18 protein-coding genes are annotated in these 20716 nt (G+C 58.7%); 14 read left to right on the top strand and 4 right to left on the bottom strand.

The features are described 5' to 3' along the window. The first annotated feature begins 17 nt into the window (after positions 1-17). The 9 genes from HDF09_RS17655 to HDF09_RS17615 all read left to right on the top strand — a co-directional run bounded on the left by HDF09_RS17655 (position 18) and on the right by HDF09_RS17615 (position 8928). On the top strand, positions 18-1061 hold the full coding sequence (locus HDF09_RS17655) for a lysylphosphatidylglycerol synthase transmembrane domain-containing protein (RefSeq protein WP_183768794.1): 1044 nt from the start codon (positions 18-20) through the stop codon (positions 1059-1061). Positions 1062-1289: 228 nt separating this feature from the next. Then, on the top strand, positions 1290-1763 hold the full coding sequence (gene nrdR / locus HDF09_RS17650; protein WP_183768793.1) for a transcriptional regulator NrdR: 474 nt from the start codon (positions 1290-1292) through the stop codon (positions 1761-1763). Positions 1764-1766: 3 nt separating this feature from the next. Continuing rightward, positions 1767-2813 carry an isocitrate/isopropylmalate dehydrogenase family protein gene (locus tag HDF09_RS17645; RefSeq protein WP_183768792.1) on the top strand — a complete coding sequence of 349 codons (1047 nt, stop codon included), beginning with the start codon at positions 1767-1769 and terminating at the stop codon, positions 2811-2813. 110 nt (positions 2814-2923) lie between these two features. Then, positions 2924-3727, top strand: coding sequence for a carboxypeptidase regulatory-like domain-containing protein (locus tag HDF09_RS17640; RefSeq protein ID WP_260181647.1), 804 nt, complete (start codon positions 2924-2926; stop codon positions 3725-3727). Between the two features lie 24 nt (positions 3728-3751). Next, positions 3752-4120 (top strand): hypothetical protein, encoded by a 369-nt coding sequence (locus tag HDF09_RS17635; protein WP_183768791.1) that lies wholly within the window; start codon positions 3752-3754, stop codon positions 4118-4120. A 183-nt stretch (positions 4121-4303) separates the two neighbouring features. Continuing rightward, the gene (gene asd, locus HDF09_RS17630; protein WP_183768790.1) at positions 4304-5425 is read left to right on the top strand and encodes an aspartate-semialdehyde dehydrogenase; all 1122 of its coding nucleotides are present in this window, start codon (positions 4304-4306) and stop codon (positions 5423-5425) included. A gap of 26 nt (positions 5426-5451) precedes the next feature. After that, a complete protein-coding gene (gene lysC / locus HDF09_RS17625; RefSeq protein ID WP_183768975.1) occupies positions 5452-6855 on the top strand; it encodes a lysine-sensitive aspartokinase 3 in 1404 nt (467 codons plus the stop codon). A gap of 10 nt (positions 6856-6865) precedes the next feature. After that, positions 6866-7552 carry a 4-hydroxy-tetrahydrodipicolinate reductase gene (locus HDF09_RS17620; protein WP_183768789.1) on the top strand — a complete coding sequence of 229 codons (687 nt, stop codon included), beginning with the start codon at positions 6866-6868 and terminating at the stop codon, positions 7550-7552. 107 nt (positions 7553-7659) lie between these two features. After that, positions 7660-8928 carry an aminopeptidase gene (locus HDF09_RS17615; RefSeq protein ID WP_183768788.1) on the top strand — a complete coding sequence of 423 codons (1269 nt, stop codon included), beginning with the start codon at positions 7660-7662 and terminating at the stop codon, positions 8926-8928. On the opposite strand, the gene HDF09_RS17610 is transcribed toward HDF09_RS17615, so the two are convergent. Further along, positions 8925-9338 (bottom strand): hypothetical protein, encoded by a 414-nt coding sequence (locus HDF09_RS17610; RefSeq protein WP_183768787.1) that lies wholly within the window; start codon positions 9336-9338, stop codon positions 8925-8927. The genes HDF09_RS17615 and HDF09_RS17610 overlap by 4 nt on opposite strands. A 372-nt stretch (positions 9339-9710) precedes the next feature. Between HDF09_RS17610 and HDF09_RS17605 the strand changes: the two genes are divergently transcribed. From HDF09_RS17605 to HDF09_RS17595, 3 genes are all read left to right on the top strand, one after another. After that, complete coding sequence (locus HDF09_RS17605; RefSeq protein WP_183768786.1) at positions 9711-10955, top strand: pyridoxal phosphate-dependent aminotransferase; 1245 nt, start codon at positions 9711-9713, stop codon at positions 10953-10955. Positions 10956-11075: 120 nt separating this feature from the next. Further along, positions 11076-11996, top strand: a complete 921-nt coding sequence (dapA, locus tag HDF09_RS17600; protein WP_183768785.1) for a 4-hydroxy-tetrahydrodipicolinate synthase — start codon at positions 11076-11078, stop codon at positions 11994-11996. 48 nt (positions 11997-12044) lie between these two features. Further along, positions 12045-12890: a 2,3,4,5-tetrahydropyridine-2,6-dicarboxylate N-succinyltransferase gene (locus HDF09_RS17595; RefSeq protein WP_183768784.1), complete on the top strand. Its 846-nt coding sequence runs from the start codon at positions 12045-12047 to the stop codon at positions 12888-12890. A gap of 364 nt (positions 12891-13254) precedes the next feature. Here the strand turns inward: HDF09_RS17595 and HDF09_RS17590 are convergent, their stop codons facing one another. After that, positions 13255-14640: a dihydrolipoyl dehydrogenase family protein gene (locus tag HDF09_RS17590; RefSeq protein ID WP_183768783.1), complete on the bottom strand. Its 1386-nt coding sequence runs from the start codon at positions 14638-14640 to the stop codon at positions 13255-13257. Positions 14641-14934: 294 nt separating this feature from the next. Beyond that, the gene (locus HDF09_RS17585; RefSeq protein ID WP_183768782.1) at positions 14935-16635 is read right to left on the bottom strand and encodes a tannase/feruloyl esterase family alpha/beta hydrolase; all 1701 of its coding nucleotides are present in this window, start codon (positions 16633-16635) and stop codon (positions 14935-14937) included. A gap of 260 nt (positions 16636-16895) precedes the next feature. Between HDF09_RS17585 and rpiA the strand changes: the two genes are divergently transcribed. Both rpiA and HDF09_RS17575 read left to right on the top strand, forming a co-directional pair. Next, complete coding sequence (gene rpiA, locus HDF09_RS17580; RefSeq protein ID WP_183768781.1) at positions 16896-17606, top strand: ribose-5-phosphate isomerase RpiA; 711 nt, start codon at positions 16896-16898, stop codon at positions 17604-17606. A gap of 118 nt (positions 17607-17724) precedes the next feature. Further along, the gene (locus HDF09_RS17575; RefSeq protein WP_183768780.1) at positions 17725-19392 is read left to right on the top strand and encodes a ribonuclease J; all 1668 of its coding nucleotides are present in this window, start codon (positions 17725-17727) and stop codon (positions 19390-19392) included. Positions 19393-19467: 75 nt separating this feature from the next. Here HDF09_RS17575 and HDF09_RS17570 read toward each other — a convergent pair whose 3' ends face one another. Continuing rightward, positions 19468-20673 carry a hypothetical protein gene (locus tag HDF09_RS17570; protein WP_183768779.1) on the bottom strand — a complete coding sequence of 402 codons (1206 nt, stop codon included), beginning with the start codon at positions 20671-20673 and terminating at the stop codon, positions 19468-19470. Positions 20674-20716: the final 43 nt, after the last annotated feature.

Raw genomic sequence — 20716 nt, 5'->3', positions numbered from 1 at the left:
GACCAAGAGAGAGATGGATGACCAAGCGTAATGGAGTGGTGTGGGGAGTCGGCGCAGTTGCGCTGGTGTTGCTGGTCTGGTTGTTTCGGACGAAGGTGCAGTTTGATTGGGCCAACTTCTGGCAACAGCTTCGGTATGTGAGCGTGGGCCATATCGTTGCTGGTATTGTGCTGATTTACGTTACGTATTATCTGCGGGCGGTTCGTTGGTCGGTGTTTCTGTCGCCGACGAAGAAGGTTCCGGTGACTTCCCTGCTGGGTTCGCAGTTCATCGGGTTTACCGCGGTGGCGTTGTTTGGACGGCTGGCGGATTTGACGCGGCCTTTCCTGGTGGCGCGACGGACTGGGTTGCCCTTGAGCTCGCAGGTGGCGGTGTACACGATTGAACGGATGTTCGATCTTGGGGCGGCTGCGCTGATTTTTTCAGGAGCGTTGGCGTTTACTCCGAAAGGTCTGCCTCACCATGAGGTTTTTGTGAAGGCGGGCGTGTTGAGTATGGGGGCTACGCTGGCGATTGCTATCTTTGCTGGTGTCGTGCGGGTGGCAGGTGGAACGGTGGCTTCGTTTGCGCGGGGCACGGTGGGGTTGGTTTCGAAGAGCGCTGGAGAGAGCATTGCGACGAAGATCATTGGGTTTCGCGATGGGTTGAATGCGTTGTCTTCTGCTCGGGACTTTGGGGTGGTGACGGTTCTGTCGCTGACGATGTGGGTGATGATCGGGTTTGCTTACCTGGAGACGGCGCATGCGTTTGTGAATACGCCTGAGCTGGCTGGGGTGACGTTCTCTCGCACGATGCTGCTGATGGCGGCTAGTATTGGCGGGTCGTTGCTGCAGCTTCCGATTATTGGGTGGTTTACACAGATTGCGATTACGGCTGCGGCGATGCATACGTTTTATGGTGCGCCGATTGAGGCTGCTACGGCTTGTGGGGCTTTGTTGCTGGTGGTGACTTTCCTTTGCATCATTCCTACTGGGTTGATCTACTCGCGGATGGAGCATGTGAGTTTGAAGAAGGTTGCGGAGGAGAGCGAGGCGGCTGGGGCGGCGGTGGATTTGGGGTAAAGATGATGATGTCCTGCCGGACGGGCGCCCTACGCGGGCGGCGGTCACTTCGTGACTTGTATACCCCTTCGGTGGGCCCACCCGTTGGTCGGGAGAGATGATCGTTCCGACCAACGGGAGGATCTATGCCGCTCGTCCATCAAGACCGGTATACGTGTCACGAAGTGACCGCCCCACGCGCAGTGGCCCATCCGGCAGGACACGCGCTGGTAGAATCGACTTATTCCGATGAAGTGCCCCTACTGTGGTTTTGCCCAGGACCGAGTTGTCGATTCGCGCGAGAGTAAAGACGCAGACTCGATACGCCGGCGACGGGAGTGCGAAGGCTGTAACAAGCGATTTACGACGTATGAGCGGATCGACGAGATCCCCTACATGGTGGTGAAAAAAGACGGGCGGCGAGAGAAGTTCGACCGGCAGAAGGTGCTGAGTGGGCTGCTGCATGCGTGCGAAAAACGTCCTGTGGCCGCGGTGAATCTGGAACGGATTGTGGATGAGACCGAGGCCTATGTGGTCGATTCGCCGGAGCGCGAGAGAACGACGAATGAGGTTGGCGAACTGATCATGTCGCGGCTGAAAGAGATCGATACGGTTGCGTACATTCGGTTCGCGAGTGTGTATCGGGACTTCAAAGATGTTCGTGAGTTCAAGGAAGAGCTGGAAGATTTGTTGAACGGAAAAGATCCAAAGAAAAGGCGGTAGTGGATGACGGCAACGAAGAAGACGCACAGGATTACTTTGATTCCGGGCGATGGAATTGGCCCGGAGGTCTCTGGCGCGGTGGTGAAGATTCTTGAGGCCGCGGGTGCGGCGACGGGCGTGGCGTTTGACTGGCATCCGTATGACGCGGGGGCGAATGCGTTCGAGAAGACGGGTGAGTACATTCCGAAGGTGCTGTATGACTCGATCGAGAAGAATCGTGTGGCGCTGAAGGGGCCGGTGACTACGCCGGTTGGCGGAGGGTTCGCTTCGATCAACGTTACGTTGCGGAAGAAGTTTGAGCTGTTTGCAAACTTTCGTCCGGTGAAGAATCTGCCGGGTTTGAAGACGAAGTATCCGGGGCTGGATCTTGTGATTGTGCGCGAGAACATGGAGGATCTGTACGCGGGGCTGGAGCATGAGGTGGTGCCGGGGGTGGTGCAGGCGCTGAAGATCATTACGGAGAAGGGTTCGACGCGGATTGCGAAGTTTGCGTTTGATTATGCGCGGAAGCATGGGCGGAAGAAGATTCATGCGATCCATAAAGCGAACATCATGAAGCTGTCGGATGGCCTGTTTCTTCGGTGCTGTCAGACGGTAGCGAAGGAGTTTCCGGAGATCGCGTATCACGAGCACATCGTGGATAACACTTGTATGCAGCTGGTGATGAATCCTTATCAGTACGATATTTTGCTGACTGAGAATCTGTACGGGGACATTCTGAGCGACCTTTGCAGCGCGTTTGTGGGTGGGCTGGGATTGGTTCCGGGGGCGAACCTGGGGACGGAGTGCGCGATCTTCGAAGCAGTGCATGGGTCGGCTCCTGATATCGCGGGGAAAGATTTGGCGAACCCGACTGCGTTGCTTCAGAGCGCGGTTTTGATGCTGCATCATATCGATGAGCCGGCGACGGCAGAGCGCGTGCAGGCTGGGTTGGAGCAGGTCTATCGCGAGGGCAAGACGCTGACGAAGGATGTTGGCGGCACCAGTGGAACCAAGGCGTTTGCGGATGCGGTGGTAGCGGCGATGGAAGCTCCGGCAGCGGCGGGGTAGCAAAGACGAGATACAGGGATCTCTCCACTTCGCTACTCACGATGAAACTGTGAGTAGCTTCGGTCGAGATGACGATCTTGTTGGGAGTTTTGTTGAGAGGGCGAGGTGGTATGAGGCGGATCTTTGGTTGGTTGATGGTCGCTACAATTGCAGCGGCGGGGTTGAGCGGATGTAAGCCGAGCGATGCGGTGAAGCATAGCGGCGATGCAAGTACAGCGACGGTGCCGGCGGCTCCTCCGGCTTCGACGGTGCAGCTCGATAAGGCGATGCTGGGGATGGTGACGGGGACGATCCGTTTTGTGGGGAAGGCTCCGGAGCCGGTGAAGATCGATATGTCGATGGATCCGGTCTGCTCGATGACGGCGGGGGACAACTTTGCGGAGCAGTATGCGGTGAAGGATGGCAAGCTTGGAAATGTGTATGTGTATATCAAGAGTGGGCCGCCGGCGGCGATGCTGTCGGGTGGGCCTACGCCTGCTCCTGTAGTGTTGGACCAGGTGGGGTGCAAGTATGTGCCGCACGTGATTGCGTTGGTACGGGGCGGGTCGGTGGAGTTCAGGAACTCGGACCCGACGATGCACAACATTCATACGATGCCGACGGTGGTGGGGAGCCAGCCGATTGATATCTCGCAGGGACCGAAGGGAGAGCCGCAGAGGAAGCAGTTTAATCAGCCGGAGGTGATGATTCCGGTGCGGTGTAACAACCATCCTTGGATGAATGCGTTTATCAATGTGTCGGCGACGCCGTTTTTTGCGGTGACGGATGCGGATGGACACTTTGGGATCAGCGGATTGCCGGCGGGGACGTATACTTTGGCGGCGGTGCACGAGAAGCTCGGCGAGCAGACGATGACGGTGACGGTCGAGCCTAAGGGAACGGCGAAGGTAGACTTCAGCTTCAGCGCGAAGTAGATACGATAGAACGGCGGAGGCGCGATGATTGCAGGATTGACGATGTTGGCAGCGACGCAGCATACGGCGCAGTTCACGGTTGATTTGGCCTTTGTGATTCATGCGCTGCCGCTTTGGTTTCTGGTGTTTGCTCTGTTTCTGCCTCGATTGGCGATGGTCTTGGCGTGGTTTCAGGGTTTGCTGGGGCCGTTTCACTTCGATCTGACACCACCCCACTTTCAGGGCTGGCTTCCGCTGCTCTTCTGGCTGCTGCTGCCGCGGGCGCTGGTGCTCTATCTGATCTATCAGGATCAGGGGATTCACTTCTGGTTTCTACTTCATTTGTTGGTGGCCTTGCTAGTGTGGGCCGGCGGTGGGCACCGGATGACACGCACGCGGCGGCGGGTCGACTAGAGAGCGTCCTGCCGGACGGGCCTCCTGCGCGGAGGGCGGTCACTTCGTGACGCGTATACCTTCGTCGTGGCTGGCGAACGATATTGGGCCTCCCGTTGGTCGGCATGTGGGTGAGTCGCCTTTTTAGGCACTTCTCGTTTGGCTGGACGTGCGGGTGTTCGGCTGGCGCGTTATTCTTAGTGGATGGAACGACGCAGGGTTGGCATTCTTGGCGCGACCGGAATGGTCGGGCAGCGATTCATTCAACTTTTGAGCAATCATCCGTGGTTCGAGATTGCGTGGCTGGCGGCGAGCGATCGCAGCGCCGGGAAGACGTACGCCGAGGCTTGCAGGTGGAAGCTGGATACTCCGCTGCCAAAGCGGATTGCGGCGATGACGTTGCAGCCGAATGTTCCTGAGGGGTCGGCGATTGAGCTGCCGAAGATTATCTTTGCCGCGCTCGATGCTGACATTGCGCGCGAGCTGGAGCCAAAGTTTGCGGCGGCGGGATGCGCGGTGATCTCGAACTCGAGTGCGTTCCGGATGACGGCGGATGTGCCTCTGGTGGTGCCGGAGGTGAATGCCGATCATCTTGCGTTGCTGGAGACGCAGAGCTGGCGAAAGGAGCATGGCGGGCGGGGCGGATATATCGTCACGAATCCGAACTGCAGCGCGATTGGGCTGGTGCTGGCACTGAAGCCGCTGGAAGAGAGGTTCGGGATTGAGAGTCTGTTCGTGTCGACGATGCAGGCGGTGAGCGGCGCTGGTTACCCGGGCGTGGCATCGCTGGACATTCTGGGGAACGTGGTGCCGTTCATCAAGAATGAAGAGGAGAAGCTGCAGGAGGAGGTCGGCAAGCTGCTCGGCCGTCTTAGCGGCGCGAAGGTCGAGATTTTAGACGCGAAGGTGAGTGCGCATTGCAACCGGGTTGCGGTAGAGGATGGCCACACGGAGTGCGTGAGCATCAAGCTGAAGAAGAAAGCTACGCGCGAGGAGATTCTGGCGGCGTGGAGTGAGTTTCTTCCGTTGGAGGGGCAGCATCTGCCGACGGCTCCAGAGCAGCCGGTGGAGTATGACGAGGGAGTGGATCGTCCGCAGCCTCGGCTGGACAGGATGCGCGGGCATGGAATGGCAGCGACGGTGGGACGACTGCGCGAGTGCACGCTGCTGGACTGGAAGTTTGTGGTGCTGTCGCATAATACGATTCGTGGCGCGGCGGGCGCGGCGGTGCTGAACGCGGAGGTGCTGGCGTTGCTGGGTAAGCTCGATAAGTTGGGTGTGCCCCTGGAGAAGTTTTCGGCCAGGGCTGTGGCGGTGACGGCTTGAGTGTAGCGCGAGAGAAGCTGGTGGTGATGAAGTTTGGCGGCACGTCGGTGGAAGATGCGCCGGCGATGAAGCGGACTGCGGCGATCGTTCGCGGGCGACGGGAGAAGGGGCTGGAGGCTGTCGTTGTGGTGTCGGCGATGGCGAAGGTGACGGATCTGTTGCTGTCGGCTGCGGCCGCGGCTGGGCGATGCGATAAGGCTGGAGCGCTGGCGATTGGCGCCCGGCTGCGGCATCGGCATATCGACACCGCTACGGCGCTGCTTGAGGCGGAGCGATGTGTGCGGGTGCAGCAGGTGTTGCACCAGGAGTTCGATGCGCTGGATGATCTGCTGCGTGGGATTGCTGCTGTGGGTGAGTTGACGCCGCGTACGAATGATCTGGTGGTGAGCTTCGGCGAGAGGCTCTCGAGCAGGATGATGGCCGAGGCGCTGGAGCAGCAGGGGCTGCAGGGCGCGCATGTGGATGCTCGAAGCTGCATCATTACAGATGCGACCTATGGCAAGGCCGTGCCGCAGGATGATGCGATTGAGTCAAAGCTGAAGACGATTGTGCTGCCGCTGGTTGAAGCTGGGAAGACTCCGGTGATGGGCGGGTTTATTGGATCGTCGACCGAGGGCGTGACGACGACGCTGGGGCGCGGTGGAAGCGACTTTACCGCTGCGCTGGTGGGCGGCGGGATGCATGCGGGCGCGATTGAGATCTGGACGGACGTGAACGGCATTATGACGACCGATCCGCGAATCTGCCCGGATGCGCTGCGGGTGAAGACGATCAGCTTTGAAGAGGCGGCGGAGTTGGCTTACTTCGGCGCGAAGGTGTTGCATCCGGCGACGATTTTGCCAGCGGTGCAGAAGAGCATTCCGGTGTGGGTGCTGAACTCGCGCAATGCGGAGAATGAGGGCACGAAGATTACCGCGATGGCGGCGAAGTGTGCGAGTCCGTTCAAGAGCATTGCGGCAAAGAAGCGGCTGACGATTATTGATGTGGTTGCGAGCCGGATGCTGATGTCGCATGGGTATCTGAAGGCGGTGTTCGATGTCTTCGATAAGTACAAGTGCGCGATCGATATGGTGTCGACGAGCGAGGTGAGTATCTCGCTGACGGTGGACAGCAATCAGCAGCTGCCGGAGATCTGCGCGGAGCTGGCGAAGATTGCAGACGTGAAGATGGAGGGGCACAAGGCTCTGGTGTGCCTGGTTGGCGAGGATATTCGTGGACACAACGGCATTGCGGGGCAGGTGTTTTCGGCGATCAGCCATGTGAATGTGCGGATGATCTCGCAGGGGGCGAGCGAGATCAATATGAGTTTCATGATTGATGAAGAGGATGTTGAGGAGGCGGTGCGGAGTCTGCACAACCACTTCTTTGCGAACCCGGATGAGACGGTGTTCGATGTTGCGAACAGGGTTCAGCTCGAGAGCAAGGCTTAGGAAGGCACACATGCGGGTTTTGGTTTTGGGGATGGGGAAGACGGGTAAGCTAGTGGCGTCGGTTGCAGCGGAGCATGGGCATAGCGTGCATGTGCTGGATGCGAAGGAGAATGCGGGGGCTTCCGCGCTGACGCCACCGTTTGTTTCGGGGTTCGATGTTGTGATTGATTTCACTACGCCTGAGGCGACGGTTCAGAATATGCGGTCTTGCCTGGCGACGGGCGCGAAGATGGTGGTTGGAACGACGGGATGGTATGACAAGCTTGCGGATATGCGGGCGTTGGCTGAGCGGAAGCAGGCGGGGCTGTTGTATGGAACGAACTTTTCGGTGGGCGTGCAGACGATGTTGAAGTTGGCCGCGGCGATGGGGAATGAGTTGAAGAAGGCGGGATATGCGTTTTCGATTGCGGAGACGCACCATGCGAGCAAGCTGGATTCGCCTTCGGGCACGGCGATAAGTCTGGCGAAAGTGGTTGAGGCTGCGACTGGTGCGAGTGCGATTCCGGTTGAGGCGAAGCGCGAGGGGGATGTGATGGGATTTCATTCGCTAACCGCTGCGAGCGATGCGGACCGCCTGGTGCTGACGCATGAGGCGTCTTCGCGGAGAGGGTTTGCCGAGGGCGCGGTGAGGGCGGCGGAGTGGCTGTCGTCGCGGACGGGATGTTACGACTTTCAAGACGTTTATGCCGAGGTGTAAGTACCGGCACCAACGAAATACAGGGATCTCTCCACTGCGTCACACGATAAGACTGCGTGACTTCGGTCGAGATGACGCATCGAAATGAAGACTTGGAGGAATCGGCGATGAATGTGATGGAAGCAGTGGCGAAGACGACGTTTGCGGATCTTACGTTTGAAGAGAAGCTGGACCGGCTGGCAGAGGTCGCGGTGAAGGTTGGGCTGGGGTTGCGGGCTGGGCAGGAGCTGATCATGTCCGCTCCGATGGAGGCGCTGCCGCTGGTGCGGAGGATCACCGAGCATGCGTATAAGGCGGGGGCGCTGCTGGTGACTACGTTCTACGCGGATGACCCGAGTGTGCTGGCGCGGTTTGAGTATGGAGCGGATGCGAGCTTCGACTATGCGCCGAAGTGGCTGCAGGATGGGATTGCGGAGGGTTTCCGGAGTGGCGCGGCGCGGCTGGCGATTGCGGGGACGAATCCTGCGCTGCTGGCGAAGCAGGATCCGGCGAAGGTGGCGCGGGCCAATGTTGCGGCGTCGAAGGCGGGCAAGCCGGCGATGGAGTTGATTACGCGACATGAGATCAACTGGACGATTGTGGCGTGCGCGACGCCGGAGTGGGCGAAGCTGGTGTTTCCGGGAGAGCCGGTGGAGATCGCGGTGGCGAAGCTTTGGGAGGCGATCTTCGTGGCCTCGCGGATCGCGGTGAACGATCCGGTGGTCGAGTGGCAGGAGCATGGTGCGCGGTTGAAGAAGCGTATGGAGATGTTGAATGCGAAGCGGTTCTATGCGCTGCACTTCAAGGGGCCGGGGACAGATTTGAAGGTGGGGTTAGCGGATGACCATCTGTGGGCCGGCGGTGGGACTACTGCGGGGAATGGGGTTTATTGTCAGCCGAATATTCCTACCGAGGAGTGCTTTACGACTCCGCATAAGGATCGCGTGGATGGGACGGTAAGGGCGTCGAAGCCGCTGTCGCACCAGGGGACGCTGATTGAAAATATTGCGGTGCGGTTTGAAGGCGGGAAGATCGTTGAGGCTACGGCGACGGCTGGCGAGGATGTGCTGAATAGGTTGATCAGCACGGATGATGGCGCGCGACGGCTGGGGGAGGTGGCGCTGGTGCCGCACTCGTCGCCGATTGCGCAGAGTGGGGTGTTGTTCTGGAGTACGCTGTTCGATGAGAATGCGGCGAGCCATATTGCGCTGGGGCAGGCTTACTCGACGTGTCTGATTGGCGGCGAGAAGATGGATGCGGAGCAGCTGGCGGCGCTGGGTGCGAATGCGAGTTTGATCCATGTGGACTGGATGATCGGGTCGGGCGAGATGGATGTGGATGGGGTGGCGGCCGATGGGAGTGCTGAGCCGTTGATGCGTAAGGGTGAGTGGGTTTAGCGAATTCGGGCTCCGAAAAACTCTGCTATGGAGGGGATGTAGACGGGAAAGGGCATGTAGTCGTGCCATCCGACGAGCAGGGAGAAGACGATGTGGATCACAGGCGCCATGAGAAATGCCATGGGAATATATTGGGCAATCTCGGTGCGGGACATTCGCAGGGTGAGCGGCGCCAGAGTGAGTGTGAGCAGGGCTGGGAGGCCGTAGTAGATCTGCCAGGGGAGTGTGGGAAGCCAGAGGTGGGAGTATCTCGCGAAGGTCATTCCTGCTACCACGACGATGGTCGCAAGGGCCAGAAGTGATGCCGGGTGGGGCGTTGCCGCTCGTTTGCGCGTAACGAACAGGAGGACGGCGATAAAGAGAAGAAATGCCGTAATCATGAAGATGAGGAAGCGGGCTATGTCTGGCATTCAGGCCTCGAGCTTCAACTTCGCGCGCCTCCGCGGAACTCTGCTCGGAGACTGCCCAGTGCATGATTACGAAGCCGTGGCGGGAAAGTTCCACTTGTCGTAGCGACTTAGAAGAAATCGGATGTTCGAGGGGTGCCGTGGCTGGTGGGCTTTTGGATCAGTGCAGGAATTTTTCTAGTATTTACGGGGGATTCGCGGTAGATTGAAACTCAATCGGACAGCGGTCCGTCTTTATCCCAAAGTTCCCAAAGAATAGTTCCTGCTGTTTTTTGCAGGAAAGGTGTAGCTGATCCTCAGGATCCTCAGTTGGCTTCTTCCTTCTGTTGCCGTGGTGTCGCATCTCTACTAATCAAACTTTCGAGGAGAACTTCTATGAATTCCGATAGGACGCAAGGCGTTTCGCGTAGATCGTTTCTGCGCATCGTTGGTGCGGCTTCGGCGGCAGCCACCTCGTTTCCTGCATTCGCCGCGATGACACCGGCTGCTGCGCCCGCCGGTCAGACAGCACGACGAACGCGTGGGATGCAGGCGCTGTCGCCTGACACTGTGGTGATCAGCTCGAATGAAAATCCGCTGGGACCGGCGCAGTCCGCGTTGACGGCGATATGTAGCATGGGCGTGCAGGGCGGCCGGTATCACTGGGATGAGTACGTAAAGACGATCGATGTCTTCAACGGGGAGTTTGGGTTGAAGAAGGACTATTCGGCGTTGTTCCCTGGATCGAGCGGGCCGCTGGATCTGGCGCTGATGTCGAACCTTGGCCCGGATAAGCCGCTGGTGTATGGGGACCCCAGCTATGAGCAGGGGCCGCGCGCGGCGGAGGTGATGAAGGCGCCGAAGTACCCTGTGCCGTTGACTGCGACCTATGCGCATGACGTGCGGGCGATGTTGAAGGCGCATCCTTCGCCGGGGGCGTATTACATTGTGAATCCGAACAACCCAACGGGGACGATGACGCCTAAGGAGGACATCGTCTGGTTGGTGAATAACAAGCCGAAGGGGTCGGTGGTGATCATCGACGAGGCTTACCATCACTTCTCGAATGACGAGTCGTGCATCGATCTGGTGAACCAGGATAAAGATGTGATCGTAATGCGGACGTTCTCGAAGATCTACGGGATGGCTGGTCTGCGAGCGGGATTTGTGGTGGCGCGGCCGGATCTGATTGAGCGGTTCAACAATGTCGGCGGGCCTAGCCAGAGTCTGGCGAGTGTCTCGATTGCCAGCGCTGCTGCTGCTCGGGCGAGTTTGCAGGACAAGGACCTGGTGCCTCTGCGTAAGAAGATCAATGCGGATATTCGGACGGAGACGGTGGAGTTTTTGACGAAGCATGGTTACAAGGTCATTCCGGGGTCGCAGGGCAATATGTTCATGGTGGATGTGAAGCGGCCCGGGAGGGAGTTTCAGAACGCCATGCTGAAGGAAAACGTTGCGGTTGGCCGGACGTGGTCGGCGATGCCGAACTATGTGCGCGTGACGGTGGGGACGAAGGCTGAGATGGAGAAGTTCCAGACGGCCTTTGTGAAGTGCATGGATATGCCGGCGGGCGCGGCGAATGGGGCGGCGGCGCTGCATATGCCGGAGTTCCATGTGCCGTCGGAGCTCTATCGGGGCTAGTTGTGTAGAGTGCTTTTGAGGCCCTGGCGAGAGATCGCTGGGGCTTTTTTTTGCTTTAGGGAGTTGCGGGAACAGTTGTTCTGAAATCAACACCGCCGGCGCGGTAAACTTGCAGACACTATGGAATTGATGGGTTGTGGAACGGCGCTGGTGACTCCCTTTCGCAGGGACGGCAGCGTAGATGAGCCTGCGCTGCATGCTCTGGTGACGTGGCAGATCGAGAGCGGGATCGATTTTCTTGTGCCTTGCGGGACGACTGGTGAGGCTTCGACGTTGACCGAAGTCGAGTGGCTGCGAGCGATTGAGGTGGTGGTTGCGGCTGCGGGGGGACGGGTGCCGGTGTTTGCGGGGTGCACGCATAACTCGACGCATGAGGCTGTGGCGCGGGTGCAGAAGCTGTCGCAGGTGCATGGGCTGACGGGCGTTCTGTCGGCTAATCCTTACTACAATCGGCCGGGGCAGGAGGGGCAGTATCAGCACTTTCGTGCGATCGCCGAGGCGACGGAGCTGCCCGTGCTGCTGTACAACATTCCTTCGCGGACGGGTGCGAATCTGGAGCCGGCGACAGTGCTTCGGCTGGCGGAGCTGAAGAATGTGATTGGAGTGAAGGAATCGAGTGGGAATATTGCGCAGATTACCGAGCTGCTGACGACGGCGCCGCGGAGCTTCAAGGTGTTTGCAGGGGACGACGGGCTGGCGTTGCCGGTGCTGGCGCTGGGCGGGGCTGGGTTGGTTTCGGTGGCTTCGAATGTGATTCCGGGGCAGATGGCGCGGATGGTGGGGGCGGCGCTGGAGAACGATTGGGTGGATGCGAGGCGGATCAATCGGCAGTTCTTCCGGCTTATGCAGGCGCACTTCTGGGAGGCTAGCCCTGCTCCGGTGAAGGCGGTGCTGCATATGCTGGGTCGCGGGGAGGATGTGCTGCGGCTGCCGATGGTGCCGGTGTCGGATGCGACGCGGAGACGGCTGGAGCGGATGGTGGGAGAGTTGGGAATGTTGGTGAGGGTTCCAGCGACTGGCGATGATCTGCGGATGTTTTAGTTGTGCTTCGGTTCTATTTACGACAAGGAAAGAGATGAGGACTGAGTTTTGAACGGAGATTTGCAGGAGCGGATTGAGCATTGGTTTGCGCAGGGTGCGGCGGCGATTGGGAATGCTGAGGCGGAGGCGTGTTTTCTTGAGCTGCGCGGGAAGCTGGAGGCTGGCGAGTTGCGGGCTGCGGAGCCGGATGCTTCGGTGCCGCTGGGCTGGCGGGTGAATGGGTGGGTGAAACGCGGGATTCTGCTGGGGTTTCGCATTGGAACGATGAGGGAGATGGGTGGGGAGACGCTGCGGTTTATTGATAAACATACTTATCCGGTGCGGCGATTTGTGGTTGCGGATGGGGTGCGCGTGGTGCCGGGTGGCGTGAGTGCGCGGAGTGGGGCGTATGTGGCTAAGGGGGTTGCGTTGATTCCGCCTTCTTACGTGAATGTGGGGGCGTATGTGGATGAGGGGACGATGGTGGACTCCCATGCGCTGGTGGGGAGTTGCGCGCAGGTGGGGAAGCGGGTGCATCTGAGTGCGGCGGCACAAATTGGCGGGGTGCTGGAGCCGGTGAATGCTTCGCCTGTGATTATTGAGGATGACTGCCTTATTGGCGGAAATACTGGGGTTTATGAGGGTACCGTGGTGCGGAGGCGCGCGGTGGTGGCGGCTGGAACCGTGTTGACGCGGGGGACGCCGGTGTATGACCTGGTGAAGGGCGAGATCTATAAAGCTACGGCAGAGATGCCGCTGGTGATTCCTGAGGGGGCAGTGGTGGTGCCGGGGTCAAGGGCAGTTTCGAAGGGGAAGGGCGCGGAGTGGGGGTTGAGTTTGGCGGCTCCGGTGATTGTTAAATATCGGGATGAGAAAACTGAGCTTTCTTTGGTGTTAGAGGAGATTTTGCGGTGATTTGTGGTGGTAGATCGTGGTGGGTTTGTGGTGAGTTGCTTGGCTGATGTGGTGTTTTCGCAGCTTCTTTTTGGGTGTCTAAAAATACGCCACGATTTTGAAGTTTATTTTTGAGGCTATCGCTTTTTGCAAAATGATAGCGTTTGGCGTCGAAGATGGATTCGCGGCTTCCCGGACCCATTCGCTTGAAGGAGCTTGTTGCGCCCAGACAAAGAAGGCATACCCCAGGGGCTAAAGCCCGCTTTGATTTAGCTTCCTAGAAGGCCAAGGCTAAAGCCTTGGCGTACCTAGATGCAAAAGCATATCCGGCTGGCGATGCGAGACCGGAAGATGCTAGAGCGGAAGATGCGAGACCGGAATTTGATTATGCTGGTTGCTTTGGGATGGTGTTGAAGAGGTTGAGGAAGCCCTCGGAGAGGGTGGGGTGGGTGAGGATGAGGTTGTGGACGGCGGTGTAGGGCAGGTTGGCGGAGATGGCCAGCTGGATGACTGGGAGGAGTTCGCCTGCGCCTGGGCCGAAGGCGGTGAAGCCCAGGATTCGGTCGTCGGAACCGATGAGGACCTTCATGAAACTGCGGGTTTCATCCAGGGTGCGGGTGCGGAGGGCGGCGGCCATGGGGATCTTGCCGAGGCGGTAGGCGATTCCCTGCTTCTTTGCTTCGTTTTCAGTAAGGCCTGCGTGGGCTAGTTCGGGGTCGGTGAAGGTGACGGAGGGAATCTGGCGGTTCTTTGTGTTGCGGCTGGCTCCGGCGAGATTGTCGCGGACGATGCGGAAGTCGTCGAAGGAGGCGTGGGTGAAGTGGGGGGAGCCGGCGCAGTCGCCCAGAGCCCAGACGCCGGGTGCGGTGGTCTCGAGGCGGTCGTTGACCTGGAAGTGGCCGGAGGGGGTGGTCTTGATGCCGACGAGGTCGAGGCCCATGTTTTGCGTGTTTGGGGTGCGGCCGGTGGCGACCAGGAGGTGGGTGCCCTCCAGGCTGGCTCCGTCGTTCAGGTGGACGGTTACAGATTTGCCGTTGGTGCCTTCGACGCGGGTGACGGTGGCGCTGGTGACGATGTCGATGCCTTCGTCTGCGAAGAGCTGGTGGAGAGCTTCGGTGACGTCGGCGTCTTCGCGGTGGACGAGGGTTGGGTTGCGCTCGATGATGGTGACGTTGGAGCCGAAGCGGCGCATGGCCTGGGCGAGTTCGAGACCGATGAAGCCGCCGCCGAGGACGAGGAGATGCTCGGGGAGGGTGGTGAGCTCGAGGACTTCGATGTGGGTCATTGGCGCGGAGTCGGCGAGGCCGGGGATGGGGTCGATGGTGGCGCGGGAACCGGTGTCGAGGAAGATGGAGTCGGAGCGGAGGGTGCGGGTGCCACCGGCGTTGAGGGCGACTTCGATGGTCTTTTCGGCGAGGAAGCGGCCGAAGCCCATGACGATCTCGGCTTTGGATTTGGCGTAGTTGGCGAGGTGCATGTCGCGGAGGCCGTCGATCATTCGCTGGCGGCGGGCGCTGACGGCTGCCATGTCGACGTGCCAGTCGCCGTGGACGATGCCGAACTCGGCTCCGCGGTGAAAGAAGGAGGCTACCTTGGCGGAGTGGATGACGTTTTTGCTGGGCAGGCAGGCGATGTTGGGACAGGCTCCGCCTAGACGCTTGTCTTCGATGTTGGCGACTTTCTTGCCCTGAGAGGCAAGGTGCCAGGCTAGATATTTGTCGGCTTCTCCGCTGCCGATGATGATTGCGTCGTACTGTTCGGGCGTGGACATGAGGGTTCTCCGTTGGGAGTGAATTGATCGAGGCCACTCTCAGATGCCGCGACGGTCGCAGATGGCTCAGGTTATCGCCGCCCATAAGCCGACTGTAAGTACCTATCTGCCACCGATGAATGCTTCTGCGATTTGGCAACCCTAAGCTTGCGCCGGACTACATCCGGTTGCCGACCATCCAGCTCGATTTGACCCTCTGCTGTCTGGAATGAGCGCCTCGGCCTGTTGGCCTAAATTGACGTGCAACTCTCGTTTTGATGGAATTTGACGCACCGAAATACGTAGGTAAAAACATCAGTGTGTGGAAGGATCGAACGGCACGAAACTGTCGGCGTGTCTGGGGTCGCCGTGTCCGGAGTAATGGGCCAGAATTGGATAGGGAAAGACGGGTCGCGATCGCTCCACGACGCCATTGGTTGAGCGTCCGGCAATCAGCACATCGGGAGCGTGGCCCTTTTCGACCCAGTTCTCCAAGGCCGTGAATGCGTCAAACTCGGTGAGACCCGGACCTCCGCCACCGTGATGCACTCCTGGAATCAGGAAGAGCCGGAAGAAGTCTTCCGTTTGTTTTCGCCCTCCCATCAGCCTGGTGACCCCTTCGTTATATCCGATTGAGGATGTCGCAGAGATGGCTCCATCGGCCCAACCATGCCACATGACAATCTTGCCACCGTGCGCCTTGAAGGAACGCAGGTCAAGCGAGGTCGCATCATAAATTTGGCGCGATCTCTCGAGGGTTGGGGGATCGCGATCAAAGTCGAAGTTGAGAGCATCAATGTTCTCCCTCACCTTCGAGTCTGCGAGGTATTTCATGTGCTGCCCAGGAAGGTCCAGGTTGGCGGTGCGCGGAGGAAGTCCGGGACTGAGCGCCCCAAAGTAGTTCCAGGCTCCCCACTGGGTCTCCGTTCCCGGGATGTAGGGGTAAGCCCAGAGTACTTCCCCCTTGGAGTTTGTAGCTGGGGACATCAGACGCTTGATCGCGCTGACCTGTTTCTGATTCAGACAATCCCGTTTCTGGGTGCCGTCGGCACAGGCAATCATCTCCGGGTTCCATTTGCAGGCTGGCGGATCGGTCACGAGCCCCTCTTCGACGCCCGACTGCGCTCCACAGTGCTCGAGCACAGAGTTGTGTACGACTTGAGAGGTTTCGGCGGTGATCACCGAGCCTCCGTGACCATCGGTGATGCCTTGCGCAAACCAGGCCGCTGCGATTGTATTCCGTCCGGTGTAGTCGTAAACCGGAGCGCTGGGCATCAGTCCATCGAAGTCTTCGGGAAACCTTTGAGCCTCCATCAGGACTGCCTGGCCACCCTTTGAGTTGCCAACCATGTAGGAATACTTGATGGGTGCGCCATAGTAGTGCGTGACGATAACCTTTGAAATGAGCGTGACGACATGGTTGCTTCGCCAACCGAAGTCTTCTTGTAGCTCGGGGGCGTTGGCAGCCCATACGCCGTCGAACCCCATGACGCTCTCGTGTCCGCCGTTCCCCGTGACTGTGGCATAACCACGCGCGAGGCCAAGATTGCATCGTCTGCCATCAAGATAGCCACAGAAGCCGCCGCACGCGGTAAAGAAGAATTTCTGATTCCAATCGTCGGGCAGAGGTAGTTTCAATTCGAATTTGTTCTGAGGCGCCACATAGCCGGTGACGTCGCAATACGCGTGGATACGAGTGGGAATGCGAGCGGCAACGCTTCCGTATCCGCTGGGGATGACGATCCACTGATCGAGACCGGTCGACGGCACTTCGACCAGGTGTGCCGAAGAGATGATTGCCGGGCCTCCTGGAGCGTCTTCGAGCTTCAACTGGGCCAAAGCGGCGCACTTCAGGGCATCCGGGGTAGATGGCGCCGCGCTCGGCGTATCCTGCGCCATGGCCAACGACGTCGCCAGCAATAGGAGGGGGATGCCGAGACAGACTCCTGCAAATCGGGGGAGATATCCGGTTCTCAATGAGGGAAACGCTTCGGTCGATCGGCGGAAGGCGAACATGTTCGACTCCTTTTCTTGCCGTTGTGATTGGAGATGCGCTTACCCAGGCGAATGGCCAATGAGTGGGAGGCTTCGCCACGTATGCAACTTTACTCAATGCTAAACGCGAGCCGCACCGATATTCGAATAAGCGTTCGAATTCAAAGATAGTCTTCGACGAGTGGGGACCACGGCCGCATGAACCGTCTTGCAGTACTGGCTTCTGCCTGCCCGTCGCAGAAGGGATGCAGATTTTTGCTTCCCGTGATATCAAGGAAGGCATGAGTTCTCCTGAGAGCAATTCGACCGATGCAGCCAAGCGCCGGGCTGCGGTATGGGCGGCAGCGCAGATTGAAGATGGAATGGCGGTGGGCCTGGGAACGGGGTCCACTTCGGCGCTGGTGATTGAAGAGGTGGGGCGAAGGGTTGCGGAGGGGTTGCGGATCAAGGCGATCGCTACGTCTGAGGCCTCGCAGAAGCTGGCGTTGGAGTGGAAGATTCCGATGAGCGACTTTGCGCATCTGCCGCAGCTGGACATGACGATCGATGGCGCGGATGAGGTGCAGGAGGGGACGCTTTATCTGATCAAGGGGCATGGCGGGGCGCTGCTGCGCGAGAAGATTGTGGCGATGGCGAGTAAGAAGCTGATCATTGCAGTGGACCCGCGGAAGCTGGTGAAGACGCTGGGAGCCGTGTTTGCGTTGCCGGTGGAGGTGGTGCCGTTTGGCTATGAGACGACGATCAGGCGGCTCGAGGATCTGGGGTTTGAGTCGGAGCTGCGGGTGACGGACGAGGGGAAACCGTATGTGACGGATGGGCAGCACTACATTGTGCACTGCAAGCTGCCACAGGTTGGGTTCGATGCGTATGAGGCGGCGGCGAAGTTGAAGGGGACGGTTGGGGTGGTGGAGCATGGGCTGTTTCTGGGGATGGCGAGCAAGGTGGTGATTGGTGGGTTGGAGGGGATCGAGGTTCTGGAGGCGGCGCGGTAGGCGATTCATCGGGCGTTGATGATTGATCGCATGTTTTCTTCGGGCGGATTGTGGGGAAGATGCCTTGTTTGCCTCGTTCACAGAGCAGTCGGGCTTGCGATGGTAAGCTTAACTATTGATGGCACAAGATAAATTGAAGATGATTCCGCTGGGTGGCCTTGGCGAGTTCGGTATGAACTGCATGGCGATCCGCTGGCAGGATGACATTATTGTCATCGACGCCGGTCTGATGTTTCCTGAAGAAGAGTTGCTGGGTGTGGACATTGTTGTCCCGGATATCAGCTATTTGACTGAAAACCGCGAGAAGGTTCGCGCGATCCTTTTGACGCATGGACATGAAGACCACATTGGCGGACTGCCGTGGATTCTGTCTGAACTGAATGTTCCGGTGTATGGGACGGAGTTTACGCTGGCGTATGTCGAGGGCAAGCTGGAAGAGCACCGGCTACTGGATGATGCGGATCTGAACGAGATGATTCCCGGGCATCGGATTACGCTGGGGCCGTTTTCGATCATGCCGATCCGGGTGACGCACTCGCTGGTGGACTGCGTGGCGCTGGCGATTCATACGCCGGTGGGCGTGGTGCTGCATACGGGCGACTTCAAGATTGATCTTTCGCCACCGGATAACAAGCCGTTTGATCTGCATGCGTTTGCGGAGCTGGGCAAGCAGGGCGTGCTGGCGCTGTTGCAGGACTCAACCAACGTGGACCGCAATGGGTATACGCCGAGTGAGCGGGCTGTGCGGCCGAAGCTGGATGAGATCTTTTCGCAGACGAAGAAGAAACTTTTCTTCAGCTGCTTTTCGTCTTCGATTCATCGGATCCGACTGGCGATGGAGCTGGCGCATCAGCATGGGCGCAAGGTTGCCGTGATTGGGCGGTCGCTGGATAACTCGACCGAGATTGCGCAGGATCTTGGGTATCTCGATCTGCCGCAGGGTCTGGTGATCAATCCGGGGCAGATTCGTGATTTTGCTCCGAATAAATTGCTGATCATGATCAGCGGCACGCAGGGTGAGCCGATGAGTGCGCTGAGCCGGGCGGCGGTGAACAATCACAAGTTCGCGCATATCGATGCGGGTGATACGGTGCTCCTGAGCTCGCGGGTGATTCCGGGAAATGAGAAGTCGATCTACAGGATGATCGATCACCTGGAGCGGCGCGATGCGAAAGTGATTCATGATGATGGGCAGTCGGGTCTGATCCACGTGAGCGGGCATGGGAGCCAGGAGGAGCTGAGGTTGATGATCAACCTGGTGAGACCGAAGTTCTTTATTCCGATCCATGGTGACTATCGACACCTGAAGCGTCATGCTGAGCTTGCGGGGTCGATGGGCGTGGTAGAGAAGACGATTTTGATGGAGGACGGCGACGTTCTGGAGCTGGATAAGGGCTCGGCTACGAAGACCGGGAAGGTAACGGTTGGGCGAGTGTGCATTGATTCGGGCGGGACCTCGACGGACGTGGTGGAAGACATTGTCATTCGCGACCGGAAGCACTTGAGCGAGGATGGCATTGTGCTGCCGATCATTGCGATCAATAAACAGACAGGCCTGTTGGAGAATCCGCCTGAGATTGTGATCCGCGGTATGGCGATCGCAACAGAAGAGGGTTTGATCAGTGAGGCGCGGCAGGTGGTGCAGCGGACGCTGGAAGGGTCTTCGGCGGAAGAGAAGGCCGACTATGGCGTGATCAAAGAGAAGATTCGCAACGATCTGAAGCGGTATATCCAGAAGAGCACGAGCCGGCGTCCTTTGATCATGCCGGTGATTCTGGAGATATGACGAAGAGTTGAAAAATAAGAGAAAGGCGCCTGGGCACTCCGCGCCTTTCTCTTTGAGGAAAAACTTACAGATCGTTTAGAATCCGCGGTGAGCCTCGTCTGCTTCCTCCGCCAGTTCGAATAAGAGACGCAGGAACTCGGGATTCTTCTGGCCGATGAAGAGCCCGTCCTTGATAAAGGCCTGGACGGTGGCCATCGCTCCTGAGTTTTTGGTCGAAGTTGGACGAATGATCGAAACCGGGGGGAACTTCTTGCTGAGGAAGTGGGTTGGCTCGGGCATGATCAGGTTGGCCTGAAGGGTGTCGCCTTTGAGAGACTCTGGATTGGTCTCTCCCTGGGCTGCGGAAAGGGTTGTAAATGTAACCGTTGCTCCGGTTCCTCCGGGTCCATTGTCGACGTCGGTGAGCGGGAGTGCGTTGCCAGCCTTGTCCTGCCAGGTTTGGAAGTGCATGGTCTCGGCTGGGCCGATGCTGAGCAGGACCCTCAGGACCTCCGCGTTATGCACTTGCTGGGCCAGAGTTGGATAGAGACTGGTGCCGCCTGCCTCAATGAAGGCGAAATGGAATCCAGCGGTGAAGGCGATCGCCTGGAGGTGGGGTGTGATGCTTGTTGTGTTATCGCTGCTGATGAAGCTGCCGGCGGTATCGGCGTCGGATCTTGGAATCGCGGTATGCCGGCCTACGTTGAGACTGGGAACCGCTTGCAGGAACGGCGAGTTCTCGTCGACGTCGGGGTTGGTAATGCTGCGATACGAGGACCAGAAGCTGGTGTCGACGGTGAGCTGGGTGAGGTTGGTGAGACGCTTCTTGCCGGTGGATCCAGTCGCGGTGCTGCCTGGGATGGTGGCAAATGGACTGAGGTCGACGGCCTCGGCCCCCTTCGACTCCAGATAGGCTTTCAAGAAGGCCACGTGGCTGATTTCATCGTCGGTGTTGTCGTGAATGTACTGGGCCATGTCGCCATCGAGAATGGAGAGTGCGGCGGTGTAGAGAGGATTTCCCCCGTTGGCTCCGGAGACTTCTTTGTCCTGGGTGCCTCCGAGTTCGGAGTATTGAATCCACAGATCGGTCTCGATCTGCTCGATAACGTTGAGGAACCTGAGGATCGCGATATCGCCTTTGGTGATGTCGTCTCGATCCCTGTTTTGATCCTCACCGAACGCGGATCGCCCGCTGCCCGACAGTCCAGCGCCGATTGTCGCTGCACCTGCTGCTGTGATTCCGGTTTTCAGGAACGCACGCCGATTCGCGGATTTCCCGATCAGATTTTCGAACTTCGTCATATCCACTTCTCCCTTTGCCAAACTGATTGAGCCAAGAAGCTGG

The sequence above is a fragment of the Edaphobacter lichenicola genome, from assembly GCF_014201315.1.
GTDB classification, from domain to species: domain Bacteria; phylum Acidobacteriota; class Terriglobia; order Terriglobales; family Acidobacteriaceae; genus Edaphobacter; species Edaphobacter lichenicola_B.
This window is presented reverse-complemented; position numbering and strand designations above follow the sequence as displayed.

What these genes read in the sequence shown, in the direction of transcription:
- lysC (WP_183768975.1), top strand. Translation starts at nt 5,452, where the DNA reads ATGAAGTTTGGCGGCACGTCGGTGGAAGATGCGCCGGCGATGAAGCGG.
- asd (WP_183768790.1), top strand. Translation starts at nt 4,304, where the DNA reads ATGGAACGACGCAGGGTTGGCATTCTTGGCGCGACCGGAATGGTCGGG.
- HDF09_RS17585 (WP_183768782.1), bottom strand. Translation starts at nt 16,635, where the DNA reads ATGTTCGCCTTCCGCCGATCGACCGAAGCGTTTCCCTCATTGAGAACC.
- dapA (WP_183768785.1), top strand. Translation starts at nt 11,076, where the DNA reads ATGGAATTGATGGGTTGTGGAACGGCGCTGGTGACTCCCTTTCGCAGG.
- HDF09_RS17645 (WP_183768792.1), top strand. Translation starts at nt 1,767, where the DNA reads ATGACGGCAACGAAGAAGACGCACAGGATTACTTTGATTCCGGGCGAT.
- HDF09_RS17620 (WP_183768789.1), top strand. Translation starts at nt 6,866, where the DNA reads ATGCGGGTTTTGGTTTTGGGGATGGGGAAGACGGGTAAGCTAGTGGCG.
- HDF09_RS17610 (WP_183768787.1), bottom strand. Translation starts at nt 9,338, where the DNA reads ATGCCAGACATAGCCCGCTTCCTCATCTTCATGATTACGGCATTTCTT.
- HDF09_RS17640 (WP_260181647.1), top strand. Translation starts at nt 2,924, where the DNA reads ATGAGGCGGATCTTTGGTTGGTTGATGGTCGCTACAATTGCAGCGGCG.
- HDF09_RS17635 (WP_183768791.1), top strand. Translation starts at nt 3,752, where the DNA reads ATGATTGCAGGATTGACGATGTTGGCAGCGACGCAGCATACGGCGCAG.
- HDF09_RS17605 (WP_183768786.1), top strand. Translation starts at nt 9,711, where the DNA reads ATGAATTCCGATAGGACGCAAGGCGTTTCGCGTAGATCGTTTCTGCGC.
- HDF09_RS17655 (WP_183768794.1), top strand. Translation starts at nt 18, where the DNA reads ATGACCAAGCGTAATGGAGTGGTGTGGGGAGTCGGCGCAGTTGCGCTG.
- HDF09_RS17615 (WP_183768788.1), top strand. Translation starts at nt 7,660, where the DNA reads ATGAATGTGATGGAAGCAGTGGCGAAGACGACGTTTGCGGATCTTACG.
- HDF09_RS17575 (WP_183768780.1), top strand. Translation starts at nt 17,725, where the DNA reads ATGGCACAAGATAAATTGAAGATGATTCCGCTGGGTGGCCTTGGCGAG.
- HDF09_RS17590 (WP_183768783.1), bottom strand. Translation starts at nt 14,640, where the DNA reads ATGTCCACGCCCGAACAGTACGACGCAATCATCATCGGCAGCGGAGAA.
- nrdR (WP_183768793.1), top strand. Translation starts at nt 1,290, where the DNA reads ATGAAGTGCCCCTACTGTGGTTTTGCCCAGGACCGAGTTGTCGATTCG.
- HDF09_RS17570 (WP_183768779.1), bottom strand. Translation starts at nt 20,673, where the DNA reads ATGACGAAGTTCGAAAATCTGATCGGGAAATCCGCGAATCGGCGTGCG.
- rpiA (WP_183768781.1), top strand. Translation starts at nt 16,896, where the DNA reads ATGAGTTCTCCTGAGAGCAATTCGACCGATGCAGCCAAGCGCCGGGCT.